Source organism: Enterobacter cloacae complex sp. 2015409 (genome assembly GCF_041365315.1).
In the GTDB taxonomy this organism is placed as follows: domain Bacteria; phylum Pseudomonadota; class Gammaproteobacteria; order Enterobacterales; family Enterobacteriaceae; genus Enterobacter; species Enterobacter pseudoroggenkampii.
This window is the reverse complement of the sequence record NZ_JBFTVM010000007.1, coordinates 108300-129217: the sequence shown is the minus strand read 5'-3', so window position 1 is coordinate 129217 and position 20918 is coordinate 108300. Positions and strand designations below refer to the sequence as shown.

Annotated in this window: 22 protein-coding genes; 18 read left to right on the top strand and 4 right to left on the bottom strand. The window is 60.3% G+C overall.

The features are described 5' to 3' along the window. Nucleotides 1–8: 8 nt before the first annotated feature. From phnF to phnP, 11 genes are read left to right on the top strand one after another with little or no spacing between them, the layout of a single operon-like run. Nucleotides 9–734, top strand: a complete 726-nt coding sequence (gene phnF / locus ACDO57_RS21555; RefSeq protein WP_020882813.1) for a phosphonate metabolism transcriptional regulator PhnF — start codon at nucleotides 9–11, stop codon at nucleotides 732–734. After that, a complete protein-coding gene (gene phnG / locus ACDO57_RS21550; RefSeq protein ID WP_148768856.1) occupies nucleotides 735–1187 on the top strand; it encodes a phosphonate C-P lyase system protein PhnG in 453 nt (150 codons plus the stop codon). Next, the gene (gene phnH / locus ACDO57_RS21545; protein WP_048990324.1) at nucleotides 1184–1768 is read left to right on the top strand and encodes a phosphonate C-P lyase system protein PhnH; all 585 of its coding nucleotides are present in this window, start codon (nucleotides 1184–1186) and stop codon (nucleotides 1766–1768) included. Before phnG ends, phnH begins: the two co-directional genes overlap by 4 nt. Further along, on the top strand, nucleotides 1768–2832 hold the full coding sequence (locus tag ACDO57_RS21540) for a carbon-phosphorus lyase complex subunit PhnI (protein WP_370884577.1): 1065 nt from the start codon (nucleotides 1768–1770) through the stop codon (nucleotides 2830–2832). The genes phnH and ACDO57_RS21540 overlap by 1 nt, the downstream gene beginning before the upstream one ends. After that, nucleotides 2825–3670 (top strand): alpha-D-ribose 1-methylphosphonate 5-phosphate C-P-lyase PhnJ, encoded by an 846-nt coding sequence (locus ACDO57_RS21535; protein ID WP_148769100.1) that lies wholly within the window; start codon nucleotides 2825–2827, stop codon nucleotides 3668–3670. The genes ACDO57_RS21540 and ACDO57_RS21535 overlap by 8 nt, the downstream gene beginning before the upstream one ends. Beyond that, the gene (gene phnK, locus ACDO57_RS21530) at nucleotides 3667–4422 is read left to right on the top strand and encodes a phosphonate C-P lyase system protein PhnK (RefSeq protein WP_148769101.1); all 756 of its coding nucleotides are present in this window, start codon (nucleotides 3667–3669) and stop codon (nucleotides 4420–4422) included. The genes ACDO57_RS21535 and phnK overlap by 4 nt, the downstream gene beginning before the upstream one ends. 9 nt (nucleotides 4423–4431) lie before the next feature. Then, on the top strand, nucleotides 4432–5112 hold the full coding sequence (gene phnL, locus ACDO57_RS21525; RefSeq protein ID WP_370884576.1) for a phosphonate C-P lyase system protein PhnL: 681 nt from the start codon (nucleotides 4432–4434) through the stop codon (nucleotides 5110–5112). Then, nucleotides 5109–6245 (top strand): alpha-D-ribose 1-methylphosphonate 5-triphosphate diphosphatase, encoded by a 1137-nt coding sequence (gene phnM, locus ACDO57_RS21520; protein ID WP_370884575.1) that lies wholly within the window; start codon nucleotides 5109–5111, stop codon nucleotides 6243–6245. Before phnL ends, phnM begins: the two co-directional genes overlap by 4 nt. Beyond that, nucleotides 6242–6793, top strand: coding sequence for a ribose 1,5-bisphosphokinase (gene phnN / locus ACDO57_RS21515; protein ID WP_090420717.1), 552 nt, complete (start codon nucleotides 6242–6244; stop codon nucleotides 6791–6793). Before phnM ends, phnN begins: the two co-directional genes overlap by 4 nt. Then, the gene (gene phnO / locus ACDO57_RS21510) at nucleotides 6786–7220 is read left to right on the top strand and encodes an aminoalkylphosphonate N-acetyltransferase (RefSeq protein ID WP_024906746.1); all 435 of its coding nucleotides are present in this window, start codon (nucleotides 6786–6788) and stop codon (nucleotides 7218–7220) included. The genes phnN and phnO overlap by 8 nt, the downstream gene beginning before the upstream one ends. 9 nt (nucleotides 7221–7229) lie before the next feature. Further along, a complete protein-coding gene (gene phnP / locus ACDO57_RS21505; RefSeq protein WP_267215754.1) occupies nucleotides 7230–7988 on the top strand; it encodes a phosphonate metabolism protein PhnP in 759 nt (252 codons plus the stop codon). Between the two features lie 52 nt (nucleotides 7989–8040). Here phnP and yjdP read toward each other — a convergent pair whose 3' ends face one another. The 3 genes from yjdP to ACDO57_RS21490 form a co-directional block, all read right to left on the bottom strand. Beyond that, a complete protein-coding gene (yjdP, locus tag ACDO57_RS21500; RefSeq protein WP_032650638.1) occupies nucleotides 8041–8364 on the bottom strand; it encodes a DDRRRQL repeat protein YjdP in 324 nt (107 codons plus the stop codon). A gap of 75 nt (nucleotides 8365–8439) precedes the next feature. Next, nucleotides 8440–9066, bottom strand: coding sequence for a GNAT family N-acetyltransferase (locus ACDO57_RS21495; RefSeq protein ID WP_032650635.1), 627 nt, complete (start codon nucleotides 9064–9066; stop codon nucleotides 8440–8442). Nucleotides 9067–9187: 121 nt separating this feature from the next. Beyond that, nucleotides 9188–11464: an ATP-binding protein gene (locus ACDO57_RS21490; protein ID WP_370884574.1), complete on the bottom strand. Its 2277-nt coding sequence runs from the start codon at nucleotides 11462–11464 to the stop codon at nucleotides 9188–9190. A 125-nt stretch (nucleotides 11465–11589) separates the two neighbouring features. Between ACDO57_RS21490 and ACDO57_RS21485 the strand changes: the two genes are divergently transcribed. The 6 genes from ACDO57_RS21485 to ACDO57_RS21460 all read left to right on the top strand — a co-directional run bounded on the left by ACDO57_RS21485 (nucleotide 11590) and on the right by ACDO57_RS21460 (nucleotide 17758). Continuing rightward, nucleotides 11590–13104, top strand: a complete 1515-nt coding sequence (locus tag ACDO57_RS21485) for a sugar ABC transporter ATP-binding protein (protein WP_023334199.1) — start codon at nucleotides 11590–11592, stop codon at nucleotides 13102–13104. Between the two features lie 2 nt (nucleotides 13105–13106). After that, the gene (locus tag ACDO57_RS21480; protein WP_370884573.1) at nucleotides 13107–14102 is read left to right on the top strand and encodes a ribose ABC transporter permease; all 996 of its coding nucleotides are present in this window, start codon (nucleotides 13107–13109) and stop codon (nucleotides 14100–14102) included. Between the two features lie 32 nt (nucleotides 14103–14134). After that, complete coding sequence (locus ACDO57_RS21475) at nucleotides 14135–15076, top strand: ABC transporter substrate-binding protein (protein ID WP_021242935.1); 942 nt, start codon at nucleotides 14135–14137, stop codon at nucleotides 15074–15076. Nucleotides 15077–15196: 120 nt separating this feature from the next. Continuing rightward, entirely contained in the window at nucleotides 15197–15883 is a 687-nt protein-coding gene (locus ACDO57_RS21470; RefSeq protein WP_148769105.1) for a D-lyxose/D-mannose family sugar isomerase, read from the top strand. A gap of 10 nt (nucleotides 15884–15893) precedes the next feature. Continuing rightward, nucleotides 15894–16754: a ketose 1,6-bisphosphate aldolase gene (locus ACDO57_RS21465; protein WP_048990310.1), complete on the top strand. Its 861-nt coding sequence runs from the start codon at nucleotides 15894–15896 to the stop codon at nucleotides 16752–16754. Then, entirely contained in the window at nucleotides 16754–17758 is a 1005-nt protein-coding gene (locus ACDO57_RS21460; protein WP_370884572.1) for a carbohydrate kinase family protein, read from the top strand. The genes ACDO57_RS21465 and ACDO57_RS21460 overlap by 1 nt, the downstream gene beginning before the upstream one ends. Here the strand turns inward: ACDO57_RS21460 and ACDO57_RS21455 are convergent. Further along, nucleotides 17755–18486 carry a response regulator gene (locus ACDO57_RS21455; protein WP_148769107.1) on the bottom strand — a complete coding sequence of 244 codons (732 nt, stop codon included), beginning with the start codon at nucleotides 18484–18486 and terminating at the stop codon, nucleotides 17755–17757. The two genes, ACDO57_RS21460 and ACDO57_RS21455, sit on opposite strands and share 4 nt — an antisense overlap. Before the next feature lie 256 nt (nucleotides 18487–18742). On the opposite strand from ACDO57_RS21455, the gene fdhF reads away from it, so the two are divergent. Further along, nucleotides 18743–20890 carry a formate dehydrogenase subunit alpha gene (gene fdhF, locus ACDO57_RS21450; RefSeq protein WP_370884571.1) on the top strand — a complete coding sequence of 716 codons (2148 nt, stop codon included), beginning with the start codon at nucleotides 18743–18745 and terminating at the stop codon, nucleotides 20888–20890. Nucleotides 20891–20918: the final 28 nt, after the last annotated feature.

Sequence of the window (20918 nt, the reverse complement as noted above, 5' to 3'; positions counted from 1 at the left end):
TGTTTTCTATGCACTTATCCAGACATCCGACCAGTTACCCCACCCGCTGGCAAGAGATTGCGGCAAAGCTCGAAGTGGAGCTACGCACGCACTACCGCTGCGGGGACTACCTCCCCGCCGAACAGCAGCTTGCCGACCGCTATGAGGTGAACCGACACACCCTGCGCCGCGCCATTGACCAGCTGGTCGAGCGCGGCTGGGTCCAGCGCCGTCAGGGCGTGGGCGTGCTGGTGCTGATGCGCCCGTTCGACTACCCGCTTAACGCCCAGGCGCGCTTCAGCCAGAACCTGCTGGATCAGGGCAGCCACCCGACCAGCGAAAAGCTGCTCTCGGTATTGCGTCCGGCCTCCAGCCACGTGGCGGACGCGCTGGGGATTCAGGAGGGCGATAACGTCATCCACCTGCGCACCCTGCGTCGCGTTAACGGCGTGGCGGTATGCCAGATAGACCACTACTTCGCGGACCTCGCCCTCTGGCCCGTGCTGCAGAATTTCTCCAGCGGGTCGCTGCATGATTTTCTTCAGGATGCGACAGGCATTGCACTCAAGCGCACCCAGACGCGCATCAGCGCCCGTCGCGCGCAGGCGAAAGAGAGCAAGGTGCTCGAAATTCCCAATATGGCCCCGCTGCTCTGCGTACGCACCCTCAACCACCGTGACGGCGAGATCGACGCGACGGAATACTCCGTCAGCCTGACCCGCGCCGACATGATCGAATTCACCATGGAGCACTGAATGCACTTCGACACCGCCACCCGACAGCGCTGGATGCGCGTGCTGGCCCACAGCCAGCCTGCCGCGCTCTCTGCCCGCATGAGCGCCCTTAGTCTGGCACCCGATTACGACACCCTCCGCGCCCCGGAGATCGGCCTCGTTCAGATCCAGGCGCGCATGGGCGGCACCGGCGAGCGCTTCTTCGCCGGAGACGCCACCCTCACCCGCGCGGCGATCCGTCTGAACAGCGGCACGCTGGGCTACAGCTACGTGCTCGGGCGCGACAAAGCGCACGCCGAGCGCTGCGCGGTGATCGACGCGCTTTTACAGGAACAGTCCTATTTCCAGACGTTAATGGAAACCCTTATTGCCCCACTGGAAGCCGACCGCGCCGCGCGCATTGCCGCACGTCAGGCCGAAGTAAACACCAGCCGGGTCGACTTCTTTACGCTCGTTCGCGGAGACAACGCATGACGCTTCAACCTGCTTTTACCCTGGCCGTCCAGGATGCCCAACACAGTTTTCGTCGCCTGCTGAAAGCGATGAGCGAGCCGGGCGTGATTGTTTCGCTGCACCAGCTCTCCCAGGGCTGGCTGCCGCTGAATCTGGCCACCACCAGCGTGCTGCTGACGCTTGCCGATAACGACACCCCGGTATGGCTTTCGGGCGCGCTGTCGAACGACATCGCCAGCCAGAACCTGCGCTTTCACACCGGCGCCCCGCTGGTCGATCAGCCCCGGCAGGCGGTCTTTGCCGTGGCCGACGAGCACATCAGCCACGAGCAGCTCAACGACCTGAGCGAAGGCAGCGCCGTCGCCCCGGAGACCAGCGCCACGCTGATTTTGCAGGTCTCCAGCCTCAGCGGCGGCCGCATGCTGCGCCTCACGGGGGCAGGCATCGCCGACGAGCGCATGGTCGCGCCACAGCTGCCGGAGTGCATCATTCACGAGCTGACCGAGCGCCCGCACCCGTTCCCGCTGGGCATTGACCTGATCCTGACCTGCGGCGAGCGCCTGCTGGCGATCCCGCGGACCACCCACGTGGAGGTGTGCTGATGTACGTTGCCGTCAAAGGGGGCGAGAAGGCCATCGCCGCCGCCCATGCGCTGCAGGCGCACAGACGACGGGGCGATGAACGGCTGCCCGAGCTGCGCGTCGCCCAGATTGAACAGCAGCTTAACCTCGCCGTCGACCGGGTGATGACCGAAGGTGGCATCGCCGACCGCGAGCTGGCGGCGCTGGCCCTGAAGCAGGCCAGCGGCGATAACGTGGAAGCTATATTCCTGCTGCGCGCCTACCGCACCACGCTTGCCAAACTGGCGGTCAGCGAGCCGGTGAACACGGCGGAGATGCGCCTGGAGCGCCGCATTTCTGCCGTTTATAAAGACATTCCCGGCGGCCAGCTGCTTGGCCCTACCTGTGACTACACCCACCGCCTGCTGGATTTTACCCTGCTGGCGAACGGCGAAACCCCGCCGCTCAGTACCTCTGACGCCGAACAAGAACCGTCTCCGCACGTTTTCAGCCTGCTGGCGAAACAGGGTCTGGCGAAGGCGGAAGAGGATTCAGACGCGCAGCCGGATGACATCACCCGCACGCCGCCGGTTTACCCGTGCTCGCGCTCGTCCCGCCTGCAGCAGCTGATGCGCGGCGACGAAGGCTATCTGCTGGCGCTGGCCTACTCCACCCAGCGCGGCTACGGGCGCAACCACCCGTTTGCGGCCGAGATCCGCAGCGGCTATATCGACGTCGAAATCGTGCCGGAAGAGCTGGGATTTGCCGTCAACGTCGGCGAACTGCTGATGACCGAATGCGAAATGGTGAACGGTTTTGTCGCGCCCGAAAATGAAGACCCGCACTTTACCCGCGGCTACGGGCTGGTGTTTGGCCTCGGCGAGCGCAAGGCCATGGCGATGGCGTTGGTTGACCGTGCGCTGCAGGCACCGGACTACGGCGAGCACGTTGCAGGCCCGGCGCAGGACGAAGAGTTCGTGCTGGCCCACGCGGATAACGTTGAGGCCGCGGGCTTTGTCTCGCACCTCAAGCTGCCGCACTACGTCGATTTCCAGGCCGAACTGGAACTGCTGAAACGCCTGCAACGGGAGCGCAAACATGGCTAACTTAAGCGGCTACAACTTTGCCTATCTGGATGAGCAAACCAAACGCATGATCCGCCGCGCCATCTTAAAAGCGGTGGCCATTCCGGGCTATCAGGTGCCGTTCGGCGGCCGCGAAATGCCGATGCCCTACGGCTGGGGCACGGGCGGTATTCAGATCACCGCCAGCGTGATCGGCGAGGCGGACGTGCTGAAGGTCATCGACCAGGGCGCGGACGACACCACCAACGCCGTGTCGATCCGCAGCTTCTTCCAGCGCGTCACCGGCGTCACCACCACCGAAAAAACCGAAGACGCGACGCTGATCCAGACCCGCCACCGCATTCCGGAAACCCCGCTCGCTGAAGATCAGATTTTGATTTTCCAGGTGCCAATTCCGGAGCCGCTGCGCTTTATCGAGCCGCGCGAAACCGAAACCCGCACCATGCACGCCCTGGAAGAGTACGGCGTCATGCAGGTGAAGCTGTATGAGGATATCGCCCGCTTCGGCCATATCGCCACCACCTACGCCTACCCGGTGAAGGTGAATGGGCGCTACGTCATGGATCCGTCGCCGATCCCGAAATTCGATAACCCGAAGATGGACATGATGCCCGCCCTGCAGCTGTTCGGCGCCGGACGCGAAAAGCGCATCTACGCCGTCCCGCCTTACACGCGTGTCGAAAGCCTGGATTTCGACGATCACCCGTTTACGGTGCAGGAGTGGGACGAGCCGTGCGCCATCTGCGGATCCAAACACAGCTATCTGGATGAAGTGGTGCTGGATGACACGGGCAAACGGATGTTTGTCTGCTCCGACACCGATTTCTGCCGCCAACAGAGCGAGGCGAACGGCCAATGAAACCGCTGCTTTCGGTTAACAACCTGACCCACCTGTATGCGCCGGGCAAAGGCTTTAGCGACGTGTCGTTCGAGCTGTGGCCGGGCGAAGTGCTGGGGATCGTCGGCGAGTCTGGCTCCGGCAAAACCACCCTGCTGAAGTCCATCTCCGCGCGCCTCGCGCCGCAACACGGCGAGATACTCTATCAGGGACACTCCCTCTACGGCATGAGCGAGGCCGAGCGCCGCCGCCTGCTGCGAACCGAGTGGGGCGTGGTGCATCAGCACCCGATGGACGGCCTGCGCCGTCAGGTCTCGGCGGGTGGCAACATCGGCGAACGCCTGATGGCCACCGGCGCGCGCCATTACGGCAATATCCGCGCTACGGCGCAGCACTGGCTGGAAGAAGTTGAAATCCCCGCCTCGCGCATCGACGACCTGCCCACCACCTTCTCCGGCGGTATGCAGCAGCGCCTGCAGATCGCCCGCAACCTGGTCACGCACCCGAAGCTGGTGTTTATGGATGAACCCACCGGCGGGCTGGACGTCTCGGTGCAGGCGCGCCTGCTCGACCTGCTGCGCGGCCTGGTGGTAGATCTGAACCTTGCGGTGGTCATTGTCACCCACGATCTGGGCGTCGCGCGCCTGCTGGCGGACCGCCTGCTGGTGATGAAGCAGGGTCGGGTGGTGGAAAGTGGATTAACCGACCGCGTGCTCGACGATCCGCACCATCCGTACACCCAGCTGCTGGTGTCGTCCGTATTGCAGAATTAAGAGGCCAACATGATCCGCGTACAAAACGTAAGTAAAACCTTTGTGCTCCACCAGCAAAACGGCGTGCGCCTGCCGGTGCTGCAAAACGCCTCGTTAGAGGTAAACAAGGGCGAATGCGTAGTGCTGCACGGCCACTCCGGCAGCGGAAAATCGACCCTGCTGCGCTCCCTGTATGCCAACTATCTGCCCGACGAAGGCCACATTCGCATTCGCCACAACGATGAGTGGGTCGACCTGGTACAGGCTCCGGCGCGTAAGGTGCTGGACGTGCGCCGCACGACGATCGGCTGGGTCAGCCAGTTTCTGCGGGTGATCCCGCGGATCTCCGCCCTGGACGTGGTGATGCAGCCCCTGCTGGATCTCGGCGTGCCGCGCGAAACTTGCGCCGCCAAAGCCGCCAGCCTGCTGACGCGCCTCAACGTGCCCGAGCGCCTGTGGCACCTTGCCCCGTCGACCTTTTCCGGCGGCGAGCAGCAGCGCGTCAATATCGCCCGCGGCTTTATTGTCGACTACCCGATTCTGCTGCTTGATGAGCCCACCGCCTCGCTCGACGATAAAAACAGCGCGGCCGTAGTGGCGCTGATCGAACAGGCCAAAGCGCGCGGCGTGGCGATCGTCGGGATCTTCCACGACGAAACCGTTCGCAGCCGCGTCGCAGACAGACTGCACCCGATGGGGACAAACGCATGATTATCAATAACGTCAGGCTGGTGCTGGAAAATGAAGTGGTTAGCGGCTCAATCGAGATCCAGGACGGCGTTATTCGCGCCTTTGCCGAAACCCAGAGCCGAACCCCTGAAGCGATGGACGGCGACGGCGGCTGGCTGCTGCCGGGGCTGATTGAGCTGCATACCGATAATCTGGATAAATTTTTCACCCCGCGCCCAAAGGTGGACTGGCCCGCCCATTCAGCCATGAGCAGCCACGACGCGCTGATGGTCGCCAGCGGCATCACTACCGTGCTGGACGCGGTGGCCATTGGCGACGTGCGCGACGGCGGCGACCGTCTGGAGAACCTGGAGAAGATGATCAACGCCGTGGAGGAGACGCAAAAGCGTGGCCTCAACCGCGCCGAGCACCGCCTGCACCTGCGCTGCGAGCTGCCGCACCACACCACCCTGCCGCTGTTTGAAAAGCTGGTCGGGCGCGAGCCGGTCTCGCTGGTCTCTCTGATGGATCACTCGCCGGGACAGCGTCAGTTCGCCAACATTGAAAAGTATCGCGAATACTATCAGGGCAAATACTCGCTCAGCGATGCGGAGATGGCCCGTTACGAAGAAGAGCAGCTGGCGCTGGCGGCACAGTGGTCGCAGCCTAACCGCCTCAAAATTGCCGCGATGTGTCGTGACCGCAATATCGCGCTGGCCAGCCATGACGACGCCACGCACGATCACGTGCTTGAATCCCACCAGCTTGGCAGCGTGATCGCCGAATTTCCCACCACGTTCGAGGCGGCTGAAGCCTCCCGCAAGCACGGCATGAACGTGCTGATGGGCGCACCGAACATCGTGCGCGGCGGCTCGCACTCCGGCAACGTTGCGGCAAGCAAGCTCGCTTCCCTCGGCCTGTTGGATATCCTCTCGTCCGACTACTACCCCGCCAGCCTGCTGGATGCGGCGTTCCGAGTGGCCGACGACGAGGGCAACCGCTTTACGCTGCCGCAGGCGATTCGCCTGGTGACGAAAAACCCGGCCTCGGCGCTTAACCTTCACGATCGCGGAGAAATTGCCGAAGGGAAACGTGCGGACCTGGTACTCGCCCACCGTAAGGGCGAGCACGTTCATATCGACCACGTCTGGCGTCAGGGAAAAAGGGTGTTCTGATGGGGAGATTAATCTGGCTAATGGGGCCTTCAGGTTCCGGTAAGGACAGCCTGCTGTCCGCCTTACGGCAGCGGGAACATCCGCAGCTGCTGGTGGCGCACCGCTATATTACCCGCGCGGCCAATGCAGGGAGTGAAAACCATATCGCCCTGAGCGAGCAGGAGTTTTTCATCCGTGCCGGGCAAAACCTGCTGGCGCTGAGCTGGCATGCCAACGGCTATTACTACGGGATCGGCATTGAGACCGATCTGTGGCTGCATGCGGGGTTCGATGTGCTGGTTAACGGCTCGCGGGCGCATCTTCCGCAGGCGCGCGCCCGCTATGGAGCAGCCCTGCTACCGGTCTGTCTGCAGGTTTCGCCGGACGTTCTGCGCAGCCGGTTGCAGAGCCGGGGGCGTGAATCAGCCCGTGAGATCGATCAGCGGCTAGAGCGTGCGGCCCGCTATGCCCCGTCCGACTGCCACATCCTCAATAACGACGGAAGTTTGCTACAGTCAGTCGATACCTTTTTATCGCTTATCCGTCAGAAGGAGAAACAGCATGCCTGACTGCCAGCTTCGCCCCGCTACTGCCGACGATGCGCAGATTGTCTATGCCCTGATCTGCGAACTGAAACAGGCAGAGTTCGACCATCAGGCGTTCCACGCCGGATTTCTTGCCAACCTCCAGGATCACAATATGCGCTACCAGCTTGCCGAGCTGGGCGGACATGTTGTCGGCATGATCGGCCTGCACATGCAGTTTCACCTCCATCACGCGCGCTGGATCGGCGAAATCCAGGAACTGGTGGTGATGCCGCAGGCGCGTGGGTTAAAGGTGGGAAGCCAGCTGCTGGCCTGGGCGGAAGAGGTGGCACGGCAGGCCGGCGCGGAGCTGACCGAACTTTCCACCAGCGTGAAGCGCACAGACGCGCACCGTTTTTACGTTCGTGAAGGATACACGCAGAGCCATTTCCGATTCACCAAACCGCTGTAGAGGTGCGTTATGAGTCTGACAATCACGTTGACGGGAACGGGCGGCGCCCAGCTGGTGCCGGTCTTTGGCTGCGACTGCGCGGCGTGTCGCCGGGCGCGCCTGCAGGAGACCTATCGCCGTCGCCCCTGTAGCGCGGTGGTCAAATTCAACGATGCGATGACGCTGCTGGACGCGGGCATTCCGCACCTGATGGACGACTGGCCCGCAGGCAGCTTCCAGCAGTTTTTGCTCACCCATTACCATATGGATCACGTTCAGGGTCTCTTCCCCCTGCGCTGGGGCGTTGGCGCGACGATCCCCGTTTACGGTCCGCCGGATGAAGCGGGATGCGACGACCTGTTTAAACACCCGGGGATTCTGGATTTCAGCCACACGGTCGAACCGTTTGTGATGTTTGAACTTCAGGGGATGCGGGTCACGCCGCTGCCGCTCAACCATTCAAAACTGACCTTCGGGTATTTGCTGGAGTCGGCCCACAGCCGCGTGGCCTGGCTTTCCGACACCGCCGGGCTGCCGGAAAAAACAGTGAAGTTCCTGCTCAACAATCAGCCGCAGGCGATGATTATCGACTGCAGCCATGCACCGCGCGACGAGACGCCGCGAAACCATTGCGACTTAAATACCGTGATTGCGCTAAACGAGGCGATTGGCTGCCCGCAGGTGATCCTGACCCACATCAGCCATCAGTTTGACGTGTGGATGATGGATAATCCGCTGCCCGACGGCATTGAAGCGGGGTATGACGGGATGGTGCTGGTGCTGGATTAGGTTTTCTCCCTCTCCCGTGGGAGAGGGTTGGGGTGAGGGCAACAGGCCGCACTTAGCCTCGATCGTAATCGTCCTCTAACCTGCGCTCATCCTCTTCTAACCGACGGCGATCGTCATCCAGCTGACGCTGACGCTCGTCTAAACGGCGTCGTCTGTCCTCAAGCTGTCGACGACGATCGTCGTACTGTCTGCTGTCGATTTGACGGCTGCGGTCATAACGATCGTCATCGCTGCTGCTGCGACTGCTGCTGGGATTATAGGCATCGTTGATCGCCTGCTGAATGTTGCCAATAGCATCATCAACAATATCGGCATGAGCCAGTTGGCTGGTGAGAGACAGCAGACCGAATAACAGAGCGGTTGAGTAACGTTTCATAAGGCCAGACTCGCAGGTGAACTGACCTTACGATAATGAACGGCTGGGAACGGGGGTAGCGGAGGAATCTCAAATTCAGTTGTGCCCAGGGTCTTCCATCAACTGATTCGCACGCTGTTTATTTTCTGCGACCAGGACGATGCCATAGCATTTTTGATCCGGCGAATGGCTCCAGATACGATCTTCGGGGATACACCCTCCGTCATAGATAACCTTGCTACCATCATACGGCCAAAATGCTCCCTGCTCGGTATCGAGAACAAATACGGCGATTTGGTCAGACTCGCGGGCAATTTTCTGCCAGAGCATCTTCCCACCCTCATATTGTTCAAAGTCGCTGACAAGCGTCACGCCACACTGTAATACCAGGGCTTCATACAGACGAGTTGCCAGTCCCTTGTCACGCTCGGCGGGATCAACGCAGATACCTTCTACCTGAATAACGCTGGCATCTTCCCAACAGCGCTCGACAGCAATGATATCTTCACCTAAATGCGTTTTACGTTGTAAATCCAGGGCAGCAACAACCCGATGCCGGGGCACCCCATCGAAGGTTTCGATATCCGCTTCAATAATCGCAGCTCTTGGCGTCTGGCTATCAAAAATAACATGTAGCACTCGCCCGGAAAGCTCAAACTCATCAACGAGCTTGAATGACCTTGCTACGGTTTTTGGGCTGTAAGTTGTAGGCATCACAATCATTTGTGAGTCCCCTTTTGTAAGTACCGGCATAGTTCCCTTTATATCCCAATCTGCCAAATTTTGCGCAGGTTAGCATCACCCGGTTTACTCACGCTCTTGATGAATTCCTAAATATCACTTCTTATAAACAGACCTTCCGCAGCGCCTGCGCCAGCTGCACCCGCGTAAACGGCTTACGCAGTAACGGAACGTCCGGCAGCTGAGGGTTATGCGTGGGTCGTAAATCCTGGCCGCTGATCAGCAGTACCGGAAGCTGCGGATAATGACTACGCACATGGTTTATCACCTCGGCTCCGCTGAGGCTGCCGGGCAACATCAGGTCGCTGATAAACATGCCAATATCCGGTGATGCCGCCAGCATGCTCAGCGCCTGCTCGCCGTTGTCCGCTTCAAGCGTCAGGTAGCCAAGATGATGCAGCTGCTCGCACAGGGTCTGACGGACATCCGCTTCATCCTCCAGCACCAGAACCAGGCGCTCGCTCTCGACGGAGGCGGTGGCTGACAGCGCTTCATCATCTGCAGCGGCGGGCAGCACAGATCGCGGGAGATGAAGCCGGACGGTCGTCCCCTGCCCCGGCGCGCTTTCAATCTCCACGCGCCCACCGGACTGGCGCACAAAGCCATAGACCATCGACAGGCCTAACCCGCTCCCGCTTCCGGTCTGCTTGGTGGTGAAGAACGGTTCAAAGACCCGGGATTTCACCTCCTGCGACATGCCGCTGCCGCGGTCAATGACCTCCAGCGCTACCATATCCTGCCTGCGACCGTCGCTGCGGGTGACGCGCTGATTCCAGGTGCGAATTTTAATCACCCCGCTTTGCCCCTCCATCGCATCGCGGGCGTTCATCACCAGGTTGATGATGGCGTTTTCCAGCTGGCTGACGTCTATCCACGCGGGCCAGGCCGGCGATTGCGCTTCAATCTCCAGGGTCAGGGTCGCGGGCAAGGAGTGGCGCATCAGTTCCCGAAGGTTCTCCAGCAGCGGCAGCATCTCTACCGCATGTGGCGTCAGGGATTGCTTGCGGGAAAACGCCAGCAGGCGCTGGGTCAGTAAGGCGCCACGCTCGGCCGCCTTCAGCGCCCGGGTAATGCGCGGCGCATCTTTTGATTCGGGGTCGGTGAGCTCAAGGCTGCCGATGATCACCGCCAGCAGGTTGTTAAAATCATGCGCCAGCCCGCCGGTCAGCTGTCCGACCGCCTTCATCTTCTGGCTGTGCAGCAGCGCCTCTTCCAGCCCCTGACGCTCGACGCGGTCGATCTCCATCTGCGTGGTTTTTTCTTTCAGCAGACGCGTGGTGTGCTCAAGCGAGGCGGTATTGCGGGCAAAAACGTTAAACGCGCGCGCCAGTTCACCCAGCTCATCGCGCCGCTGGAGGGCGGGAACGGAAACATCCTGTTCGCCGTGAGCAAGGCGCGACATCGCCCGGGAAATGGCCGTCAGGTTAGAGGCCAGATTGCGGTAGATATACCAGCAGGCGCACCCGGTGATGATCAGCGCCAGGATGGCGAAGATGCTGATAAACACGCTGATGGATTGCAGCTCGTGATGACTCTGGTCAGTACGAAGCCGGGAGGCCTGCGCCACCTGCCCGACGTACTGATTGATGTCGCTGTTGAGGATCGCCACCAGCGCCTTGATGTGGAACATATACCAGCTTATCGCCAGATCGCTCTCTTCCAGCTGCTTCGATAGCGGGGCGAGTTTGCCTAGCTCGGCATTAAAATCAGGCAGAACCTCCTTCACGACCGGCTGTACGGCATTTCGGGGCAACGTTGCGGCCACTGCGTCCAGTTGATGAACGGTCGCGCGCGGCGAAGGGGTGTCGATGGCAGCAGCGATCAGCCGATCCATCTCCATCAGCTGCTGCGCATCCGGAACATTGCTGCCATAGCGGCGGTTGATGTCCTGCAGATGACGCAGGTAGCTCTGGCTTTGATATAGCGAACTCAGCAGCGCGTTACGCTCCAGATGGCGTCGCTGCCCGCGCTCAAGCATCTCCGTCACGCTCTGCTGTAATTCATTGCTTCGCTGAATAATGCGCGCCACCAGCGCCGGCTCCTGCTGCGCCAGCGGCGCATCGGCAAGCTGTTCCAGCGAGCGGCGCAGCGCCATTTGCGTCTGCTTCAGGCGCTCGGCTTCGCCTTTGTACTCCAGCGCCCCGACGACCTGCGAGAGCCGCACCGCCGCCGTCGCCACGTTGGCGGTATCACGGGCCAGGTTCATGCTGCCGGTCATGTCATCCAGCGTTTGCTGCTGAACCTGCTCCTGGATTTGACTGGCGTGACGAAAGCCAAGCACCGCCACGCCGCTCACCATCAGCGTCACGGCGACCACCAGCAGATTAAATATCAGCAGGCGACCGCGGGCGCTGGCGAAAAACGGGGGGCGTGAAGACATGTTGACTCCGTAACTGTGATCCACATTAGCTATTCATAACTATGACAAATATGAACAGCTTCTGACATTTTGCATTTACGCACCTGTGATGAAGTGCAGAAATCGGCATTCACAGGAGATCCGCCATGAGCAGAACCCCGGTATTAGAGATGCGCAGCATTGCCAAAACGTTTGGCAGTTTCCACGCGCTCAAGGGTGTGGATTTGACGGTTTTCCCCGGTGAGATCCACGCGCTGATGGGGGAAAACGGCGCGGGAAAAAGTACGCTGATGAAAATCCTCGCCGGAGCCTATACCGCCACCAGCGGCGAGATCCTGATCGACGGCCAGCCGTTTCACATTAAAGGGCCGAAAGATGCGCTGGCCGCAGGCATCACCCTGATTTATCAGGAGATGCAGCTCGCGCCCAATCTGACCGTTGCCGAAAACATCTTCCTCGGCAGCGAGCTGTCGCGCGGCGGGATGGTGCAACGCAAAGAGATGGCTGCCCAGGCGCAGGCGGTGATTGACCGCCTCGGGGCGCAGTTCAGCGCCACCGATCTGGTGATGAAGCTGACCATCGCCGAGCAGCAGCAGGTGGAAATTGCCCGCGCGCTGCACCGCAACAGCCGCATTCTGGTGATGGATGAACCCACCGCCGCCCTCTCCTCGCGGGAAACGCATCGCCTGTTTGAACTGATTTTACGCCTGCGCGATGAAGGAATGGCAATCATCTATATCAGCCACCGCATGGCGGAAGTGTATGAACTCTCTGACCGCGTCAGCGTTCTGCGCGACGGGCAGTACGTCGGCAGCCTGACGCGCGACAAGCTGAATGCCTCTGAGCTGGTGCGCATGATGGTGGGCCGCCCGCTAAGCGACCTGTTCAACAAGGAGCGTGACATTCCCCTCGGCAGCCCGCGCCTCAACGTGCACCACCTCACCGACGGTAAAAAAGTACAGCCCTGCAGCCTGCAGGTGCGTTCCGGCGAAATCGTCGGGCTGGCCGGGTTGGTCGGGGCCGGACGCTCCGAGCTGGCGCAGCTTATCTTCGGCGTACGTAAAGCCACCGGCGGCATGATTGAGGTCGACGGAGAGCCGGTGGTGATCCACTCCCCGCGCGCGGCCATCGAAAACGGCATCGGTTTTCTCACCGAAAACCGCAAGGAGCAGGGGTTGTTTCTGGAGCTGGCGGCGCAGGAGAACATCACCATGGCGACGCTGGAACGCGACGCCACCTTCGGCATGCTAAACCGTAAAAAAGCCCAGTCGATTTCCGATGATGCCATTGCCCTGCTCAACATCCGCGTGCCGCATTCGCAGGTGCGCGCGGGCGGGCTCTCGGGCGGCAACCAGCAAAAGCTGCTGATCTCCCGCTGGGTGGCCATCGGTCCGCGCATTCTGATTCTGGACGAACCCACCCGCGGCGTGGACGTCGGCGCGAAAAGCGAGATCTACCGCATCATGAACCAGATGGCGCGCAAAGGGGTGGCGATTTTGATGATCTCCAGCGAGCTGCCGGAAGTGGTGGGGATGAGCGACAGGGTGTACGTGATGCGTGAAGGCAGCATTGCGGGCGAGCTCCACGGGCGCGACATCTCTCAGGAAAACATCATGACGCTGGCAACCGGCGTGAACGACACTCATCATCAGGCGGTGTAACCATGAAACATTCAACCAGTCCGCAGCAGGTGGCGAAATCCGCCTCCGCAAAAAAAATGCTGATGAGCGATCTGATGCAAACGGTCGGTATTTTGCCGATTCTGATCCTGATTGTGGCGGTATTTGGCTTTATTGCCCCGAACTTCTTTACCGAGAGTAACCTGCTCAACATTACCCGTCAGGCGTCGATCAACATCGTGCTGGCGGCGGGAATGACCTTCATCATTTTAACCGGCGGGATTGACCTCTCCGTGGGCTCGATTTTGGGCACTACGGCGGTAGCGGCGATGGTGGTCTCGCTTATCCCTGAATTTGCCATGCTCTCCATTCCGGCCGCGCTGATGCTCGGCATGGTGCTGGGCCTGTTCAACGGCGCGCTGGTGGCCTTCGCCGGACTGCCGCCCTTCATCGTGACGCTCGGCACCTATACGGCACTGCGCGGTGCGGCGTATCTGCTGGCCGACGGCACGACGGTCATTAACTCCAACATCAACTTTGAGTGGATCGGTAATAACTATCTCGGCCCGATTCCGTGGCTGGTGGTGATCGCCCTCGCGGTCATCGCTATCTGCTGGTTCATCCTGCGCCGCACCACGCTCGGCGTACACATCTACGCGGTGGGCGGCAACATGCAGGCGGCGCGCTTAACGGGCATTAAGGTCTGGCTGGTGCTGCTGTTTGTCTACGGCATGAGCGGCCTGCTCTCCGGCCTCGGCGGCGTCATGAGCGCCTCGCGCCTCTACAGCGCCAACGGTAACCTCGGCACAGGCTACGAGCTGGATGCGATTGCGGCGGTGATCCTCGGCGGTACCAGCTTCGTCGGCGGGATCGGCACGATCACCGGCACGCTGGTCGGCGCGCTGATCATCGCCACCCTTAACAACGGCATGACGCTGATGGGCGTCTCCTACTTCTGGCAGCTGGTGATCAAAGGGGCGGTGATCATCATAGCGGTGCTGATCGACAAATACCGTACCCGACACCATCAAAGTGCATAACAACAACACCCTACAGCTTCGAGGAAAACCATATGCGTTTGAAACCGTTAGTGACCGCGCTCTGTGCTGGCGCGCTGCTTGCCGCAACGCCGTTTGCGCAGGCAAAAGATCTGAAATCCATTGGCGTGACGGTGGGCGACCTGGCCAACCCGTTCTTCGTGCAGATCACCAAAGGTGCCGAGCTGGAAGCGCGCAAGCTGGCGGGGGATAACGTCAAGGTGACGCTGGTCTCCAGCGGGTACGATCTGGGCCAGCAGGTGGCTCAGATCGACAACTTTATTGCCGCGAAGGTAGACATGATCATCCTCAACGCCGCGGACTCCAAAGGGATCGGCCCAGCGGTGAAGCGCGCGAAGGACGCCGGGATCGTGGTCGTGGCGGTTGACGTGGCGGCGGAAGGGGCTGATGCCACCATCACCTCCGATAACACCCAGGCGGGCGAAATGGCCTGTAAGTACATTACCGACCGCCTGAAAGGCAAAGGCAACGTGGTGATCATCAACGGACCACCGGTCTCTGCGGTGCAAAACCGCGTGGAAGGTTGCCAGACGGAGTTCAAAAAACATCCGGATATCAAGGTGCTCTCGGATAACCAGAACGCCAAAGGCAGTCGTGAAGGCGGTCTGGAAGTCATGACCTCCCTGCTGGCGGCCAATCCGAAGATCGACGGCGTGTTTGCGATTAACGATCCGACGGCGATCGGCGCCGATCTGGCCGCGAAGCAGGCGCAGCGCAATGAGTTCTTTATCGTCGGCGTGGATGGTTCCCCGGACGGTGAGGAAGCGCTGAAGCGTGAAAACTCGCTGTTTGTGGCAACCCCGGCGCAGGATCCGCAGGTGATGGCGGCAAAAGCGGTGGAGATCGGCTATGACATTCTCCAGGGCAAACCTGCGCCGAAAGCGCCCGTGCTGATCCCGGTGACGATGATCGATAAAAAGAACGTCGGCACGTATAAGGGGTGGACGGTTAAATAACCTCGCTGCGGCCTGATGCCCTCACCCTAACCCTCTCCCACCGGGAGAGGGAACTTATTCCCCCTCTCCCTTGAGGGAGAGGGTCGGGGTGAGGGGGTGGCATAAAATTCAAGGAGTACCATGAAACGCTCCGACATCAATGAAATTCTCGGCCACACGCGGCAGTTCTTTTCCATGCACGACGTTCATCTCCCGCCGTTTGCCAGCTTTCCGCCAACAAAATGGCAGCAGCTTGACCAGGCCGCGTGGCGGGAAGTGTTCGACCTCAAGCTCGGCTGGGACGTGACGGCGTTCGGCGGCAATAACTTTGCCGCACAGGGCCTGACGCTGTTCACCCTGCGCAACGGCTCGCCCAACGGGGTGCCGTATGAAAAAGGCTATGCCGAAAAAATCATGCACGTGCGCGACGGCCAGGTGACGCCGATGCATTTTCACTGGCGTAAGCGAGAAGACATCATCAACCGGGGTGGCGGGAACCTGATTGTAGAATTGTGGAATGCCGGTGCACATGAAGAGACGGAAAACACCGACGTGACGGTCACCGTCGACGGCTGCCGTCAGACCCACGCCCCCGGCAGCCAGCTGCGCCTCACGCCAGGGGAAAGCATCTGCCTGACGCCCGGTCTTTATCACAGCTTCTGGGGCGAACGCGGCTTCGGCGACGTGCTGGTCGGGGAAGTGTCCTCGGTCAATGACGACGAGCACGACAACCACTTTTTGCAACCCGTTGCCCGCTATAACAACATCGAAGAAGACGAACCGGCGCTGCTGGTGCTGTGCAACGAGTACAACCTGTTTCGGATATAAGGGGTGAATGATGCCATTGATTTCTCTTGCCGACGGTCTTGCGCACGCCAGACAACACCGCTACGCGCTGGGCGCGTTTAACGTGCTCGACTCCCACTTCCTGCGCGCGCTGTTCGCCGCCGCAAAGCAGGAGCGCTCGCCGTTTATCATCAACATCGCCGAAGTGCACTTTAAGTACGTGTCGCTGGATTCGCTTGTCGAAGCGGTTAAGTTCGAAGCCGCTCGCCACGCTATTCCCGTGGTGCTCAACCTCGATCACGGCCTGCATTTTGACGCCGTGGTGCGCGCCCTGCGCTTAGGGTTCAGCTCGGTGATGTTCGACGGCTCTACGCTGAGCTACGAGGAAAACATTCGCCAGACGCGGGAAGTGGTGAAGATGTGCCACGCGGTCGGCGTCTCGGTGGAGGCGGAGCTGGGCGCGGTCGGGGGCGATGAAGGCGGCGCGCTGTACGGGCATGCGGATGAAGCTTTCTTTACCGACCCGCAGCTGGCGCGCGAATTTGTCGATTCAACCGGCATTGACGCGCTGGCGGTTGCTATCGGCAACGCGCACGGCAAATACAAGGGCGAGCCGAAACTCGATTTCCCCCGTCTGGACGCCATTCGCCAGCAGACGGGGCTGCCGCTGGTTTTACACGGCGGCTCCGGGATTAGCGATGCCGACTTCCGTCGCGCGATTGAGCTGGGCATTCATAAAATCAATTTCTATACCGGCATGTCGCAGGCCGCGCTCGCTGCCGTTGAGCAGCGCATGGCGAAGCGCCAGCCGCTGTATGATGAATTTGCCGAGCTGCTGCTGGGGATAGAAGAGGCGATAACCGATACGGTCGCCGAACAGATGCGCATCTTCGGCAGCGCGGGGCAGGCATAATGGAACGTAAGGGCATCATCGCCGCAGGCAATATGCTGGTGGACCACGTCCACCAGATCGTGCAGTGGCCGGAGCGCGGCTGGCTGGCGGAAATCACCCACAGCGAACGCTCAACCGGCGGCGCGCCGCTCAACGTCCTGCTGACGCTGGCGAAAATGCACGTTGGCCTGCCGCTGCAGGCGGTGGGGCTGATTGGCGAAGACGGCGACGGGGATTACATTCTGGCGATGCTCGACCAGTACCATGTCAATCGCCAGCGCGTACAGCGCACCACCTTCGCACCGACCTCCATGTCGCAGGTGATGACCGATCCCAGCGGACAACGCACCTTTTTCCACTCGCCGGGCGCCAACCGCCTGCTGGATCTTGCCGCCTTCGATCGCTTAGACGGATCGATGAAGATCTTCCATCTCGGCTACCTGCTGCTGCTCGACAGCCTGGATATGCCCGATGACGAATTTGGCACCCGCAGCGCGCGGCTGCTGGCGCAGATGCACGACCAGGGGTATGAAACCTCGCTCGATCTGGTGTCCCGCAAGGGCGACCCGCGCTACCAGCCGCTGGTGCTCCCTGCCCTGCGCCATCTGGATTATCTGGTGATTAACGAGCTGGAAGCCGGGGAGTTTAGCGGGCTGGAGATGCGAGACGGCAGCGATGCGCTGAATATAGCCCATATTTCTGAAGCCGCCGCACAGCTGCTGGCGGCAGGCGTTCGCCAGCGGGTGGTTATCCACTGCCCCGAAGGCGCATGGGGTGAAGCGCCGGGTGAGCAAGGTCGCTGGATCCCATCATGGTTACTTGAGCAGAAAGAGATTATCGGCAGCGTTGGCGCGGGCGATGCTTTTTGCGCCGGATTTTTATACGGTTGCCATGAATCGCTGCCGCTCACGGAGAGCATTTATCTGGCGCACGCCTGCGCGCGGGCAAGCCTGCTGGCCGCCAACGCGATTGACGGCGCGAAAACGCTGGCCGAGCTGCAGCTGTTTATCAAAGAGAATACTTAGGCCGCTTTCTCGCTATGGGAAACGTCGGTAGCAAACACATAGCCCAACCCACGGATGGTTTTAATGAGTGCAGGCTGATGGGGGTTAGCCTCGATTTTCCGTCGCAGGCGCATGATCAACACGTCGATCGTGCGGTCGAACACGTCGGCGCTTTCGCTGTGAGTCAGCTCAAGAAGCCGGTCACGGCTCAGCACCCGACGGGCATTTTGCGTGAGCGCCAGCAGCAGGCCGTACTCGCCCTGGGTTAACGGGACGGGATTACGCTGGGGATCGCTCAGCTCACATCGGGTGGTATCGAGCGTCCATCCGTTAAACGCAATGCCCGCGACGGGCGCTGCGGGGGATTCCGCAGCAAGCACGCCGGTACGGCGCAATACCGCCTTAACACGGGCGACCACCACGCGCGGGTTGAACGGTTTGCCAATATAATCGTCGGCCCCCATCTCCAGCCCCACCACCACGTCTGACTCACTCCCCAGCCCGGTTAACATCACGACCGGTAGCGCCGGTCGCTGCTTTTGCAGCTGCAGCAGAACCTGCAGACCGTTGATATCCGGCAGCATCATGTCCAGCAGCACAAGCGCGATATTCGGCTCCTGCTGCACCTGCCGCAGTGCATCCTGGCCGTTATGGCAGACAAGCACGCTGAAGACGTGCTCGCTCAGCACGTCCTGAAGCAGTTCGCAGACTGCCGTATCGTCATCAACCACCAGAATCGCCGGTTTCATCGTATGCTTCCGTCAGGGGATTATGTTAAGTCTGAACCATTCTGCCGTCGGCTCCAGTCAAATGGTTTTTTCAGTGACGGAAATTCAACCCATGTCACATCCGCTGCCTTGTCGACACGTCAATTTTGACGATTGGCTGTTTTTTGTCAGGGTTTTCACCGCGAAGGGGCCGTAAAGTCAGGGTATACCCATACGAAAAACATGGCATAGAAGCTGCATAGTGGGTGCGAATGATTCGATTAACTGGAGCTGACTGATGAAAAAAGTCGTCACGGTTTGCCCTTATTGTGCCTCAGGTTGCAAGATCCACCTGGTGATCGATAACGGCAAAATCGTCCGGGCAGAGGCCGCACAGGGGAAAACCAACCAGGGCACGCTATGCCTGAAAGGTTACTACGGCTGGGATTTTATAAACGATACCCAAATCCTCACCCCGCGCCTGAAAAACCCTATGATCCGCCGCGAGCGCGGCGGCAAGCTGGAAGCCGTCTCCTGGAACGAGGCGCTGGATTACGTCGCCACGCGCCTGAGCGCCATCAAGGCCAAGTATGGCCCGGATGCGATTCAGACCACCGGCTCTTCCCGCGGGACGGGAAATGAAACCAACTATGTGATGCAAAAATTCGCGCGCGCCGTTATTGGAACCAATAACGTCGACTGCTGCGCTCGCGTCTGACACGGCCCATCGGTTGCAGGTCTGCACCAGTCGGTCGGTAACGGCGCAATGAGCAATGCCATCAACGAGATAGATAATACCGATCTCGTCTTCATCTTTGGTTATAACCCGGCGGATTCTCACCCTATCGTCGCGAACCACGTTATTCGCGCTAAGCAGAATGGGGCGAAAATCATCGTCTGCGATCCGCGCAAAATTGAAACAGCGCGCATTGCGGATATGCACATCGCGTTGAAAAACGGCTCGAACATCGCGCTGCTGAACGCAATGGGGCACGTCATCATTGAGGAGAACCTGTACGACCAGGCGTTTGTCGCGACCCGTACGGAAGGCTTTGAAGAGTACAAGAAAATAGTCGAAGGCTATACGCCGGAGTCGGTGGAAGCGATCACCGGCGTCAGCGCGCAGGCGATCCGCCAGGCGGCACGAATGTATGCCGGGGCGAAAACCGCCGCCATCCTCTGGGGTATGGGCGTGACCCAGTTCTACCAGGGTGTGGAGACCGTGCGCTCTCTGACCAGCCTCGCGATGCTGACCGGTAATCTGGGTAAAGCCCACGTTGGTGTGAACCCGGTGCGCGGTCAGAATAACGTCCAGGGCGCCTGCGATATGGGCGCGCTGCCGGATACTTATCCTGGCTATCAATACGTGAAATTCCCGGAGAACCGCGCCAAATTCGCGAAGGCCTGGGGCGTGGAAAGCCTGCCGGAACACACCGGGTACCGCATCAGCGAGCTGCCGCACCGCGCGGCGCATGGCGAAGTGCGTGCGGCCTACATCATGGGTGAAGATCCTCTCCAGACCGACGCCGAGCTCTCGGCGGTGCGCAAAGGGTTTGAGGATCTGGAGCTGGTGATTGTCCAGGATATCTTCATGACCAAAACCGCGGCGGCGGCGGATGTGATTTTACCGTCGACCTCCTGGGGCGAGCATGAAGGCGTCTACACGGCGGCAGACCGCGGCTTCCAGCGCTTCTTTAAGGCGGTCGAGCCGAAGTGGGACCTGAAAACCGACTGGCAGATCATCAGCGAAATCGCCACCCGCATGGGCTACCCGATGCACTACAACAACACTCAGGAGATCTGGGACGAGTTGCGCAGTCTGTGTCCGGACTTCTACGGGGCAACCTATGAAAAAATGGGTGAGCTGGGGTATATCCAGTGGCCGTGCCGCGATGAGTCGGAGGCCGATCAAGGCACGTCCTATCTCTTTAAGGAGAAATTCGACACCCCGAACGGGCTGGCGCAATTCTTCACCTGCGACTGGGTCGCGCCCATTGATAAACTCACCGATGAGTATCCAATGGTGCTCTCCACCGTACGTGAGGTGGGCCACTACTCCTGTCGTTCGATGACCGGCAACTGCGCCGCGCTGGCGGCGCTGGCGGACGAACCGGGCTACGCGCAAATCAATACTGCCGACGCGAAGCGCCTCGGCATTGAGGATGAAGCACTGGTGTGGGTGAACTCGCGCAAAGGGCGGATCATCACCCGAGCGCAGGTCAGCGACCGTCCAAACAAAGGGGCGGTCTATATGACCTATCAGTGGTGGATTGGTGCCTGTAACGAGCTGGTAACGGAGAACTTAAGCCCGATAACCAAAACGCCGGAGTATAAATACTGCGCCGTCAACGTTGAGCCGATTGCAGATCAGCACGCCGCGGAACAGTATGTGATCGACGAATATAACAAGCTGAAAGCCCGGCTGCGCGAAAGCGCAATGGGTTGAAGCCGTTAATTCATCGATGAATAAAGGG

What these genes read in the sequence shown, in the direction of transcription:
- phnO (WP_024906746.1), top strand. Translation starts at nt 6,786, where the DNA reads ATGCCTGACTGCCAGCTTCGCCCCGCTACTGCCGACGATGCGCAGATT.
- ACDO57_RS21485 (WP_023334199.1), top strand. Translation starts at nt 11,590, where the DNA reads ATGAGCAGAACCCCGGTATTAGAGATGCGCAGCATTGCCAAAACGTTT.
- ACDO57_RS21475 (WP_021242935.1), top strand. Translation starts at nt 14,135, where the DNA reads ATGCGTTTGAAACCGTTAGTGACCGCGCTCTGTGCTGGCGCGCTGCTT.
- ACDO57_RS21495 (WP_032650635.1), bottom strand. Translation starts at nt 9,066, where the DNA reads ATGATTGTGATGCCTACAACTTACAGCCCAAAAACCGTAGCAAGGTCA.
- phnK (WP_148769101.1), top strand. Translation starts at nt 3,667, where the DNA reads ATGAAACCGCTGCTTTCGGTTAACAACCTGACCCACCTGTATGCGCCG.
- ACDO57_RS21535 (WP_148769100.1), top strand. Translation starts at nt 2,825, where the DNA reads ATGGCTAACTTAAGCGGCTACAACTTTGCCTATCTGGATGAGCAAACC.
- phnG (WP_148768856.1), top strand. Translation starts at nt 735, where the DNA reads ATGCACTTCGACACCGCCACCCGACAGCGCTGGATGCGCGTGCTGGCC.
- ACDO57_RS21540 (WP_370884577.1), top strand. Translation starts at nt 1,768, where the DNA reads ATGTACGTTGCCGTCAAAGGGGGCGAGAAGGCCATCGCCGCCGCCCAT.
- ACDO57_RS21455 (WP_148769107.1), bottom strand. Translation starts at nt 18,486, where the DNA reads ATGAAACCGGCGATTCTGGTGGTTGATGACGATACGGCAGTCTGCGAA.
- ACDO57_RS21465 (WP_048990310.1), top strand. Translation starts at nt 15,894, where the DNA reads ATGCCATTGATTTCTCTTGCCGACGGTCTTGCGCACGCCAGACAACAC.
- phnM (WP_370884575.1), top strand. Translation starts at nt 5,109, where the DNA reads ATGATTATCAATAACGTCAGGCTGGTGCTGGAAAATGAAGTGGTTAGC.
- phnP (WP_267215754.1), top strand. Translation starts at nt 7,230, where the DNA reads ATGAGTCTGACAATCACGTTGACGGGAACGGGCGGCGCCCAGCTGGTG.
- phnH (WP_048990324.1), top strand. Translation starts at nt 1,184, where the DNA reads ATGACGCTTCAACCTGCTTTTACCCTGGCCGTCCAGGATGCCCAACAC.
- ACDO57_RS21480 (WP_370884573.1), top strand. Translation starts at nt 13,107, where the DNA reads ATGAAACATTCAACCAGTCCGCAGCAGGTGGCGAAATCCGCCTCCGCA.
- phnF (WP_020882813.1), top strand. Translation starts at nt 9, where the DNA reads ATGCACTTATCCAGACATCCGACCAGTTACCCCACCCGCTGGCAAGAG.
- ACDO57_RS21470 (WP_148769105.1), top strand. Translation starts at nt 15,197, where the DNA reads ATGAAACGCTCCGACATCAATGAAATTCTCGGCCACACGCGGCAGTTC.
- yjdP (WP_032650638.1), bottom strand. Translation starts at nt 8,364, where the DNA reads ATGAAACGTTACTCAACCGCTCTGTTATTCGGTCTGCTGTCTCTCACC.
- ACDO57_RS21460 (WP_370884572.1), top strand. Translation starts at nt 16,754, where the DNA reads ATGGAACGTAAGGGCATCATCGCCGCAGGCAATATGCTGGTGGACCAC.
- ACDO57_RS21490 (WP_370884574.1), bottom strand. Translation starts at nt 11,464, where the DNA reads ATGTCTTCACGCCCCCCGTTTTTCGCCAGCGCCCGCGGTCGCCTGCTG.
- phnL (WP_370884576.1), top strand. Translation starts at nt 4,432, where the DNA reads ATGATCCGCGTACAAAACGTAAGTAAAACCTTTGTGCTCCACCAGCAA.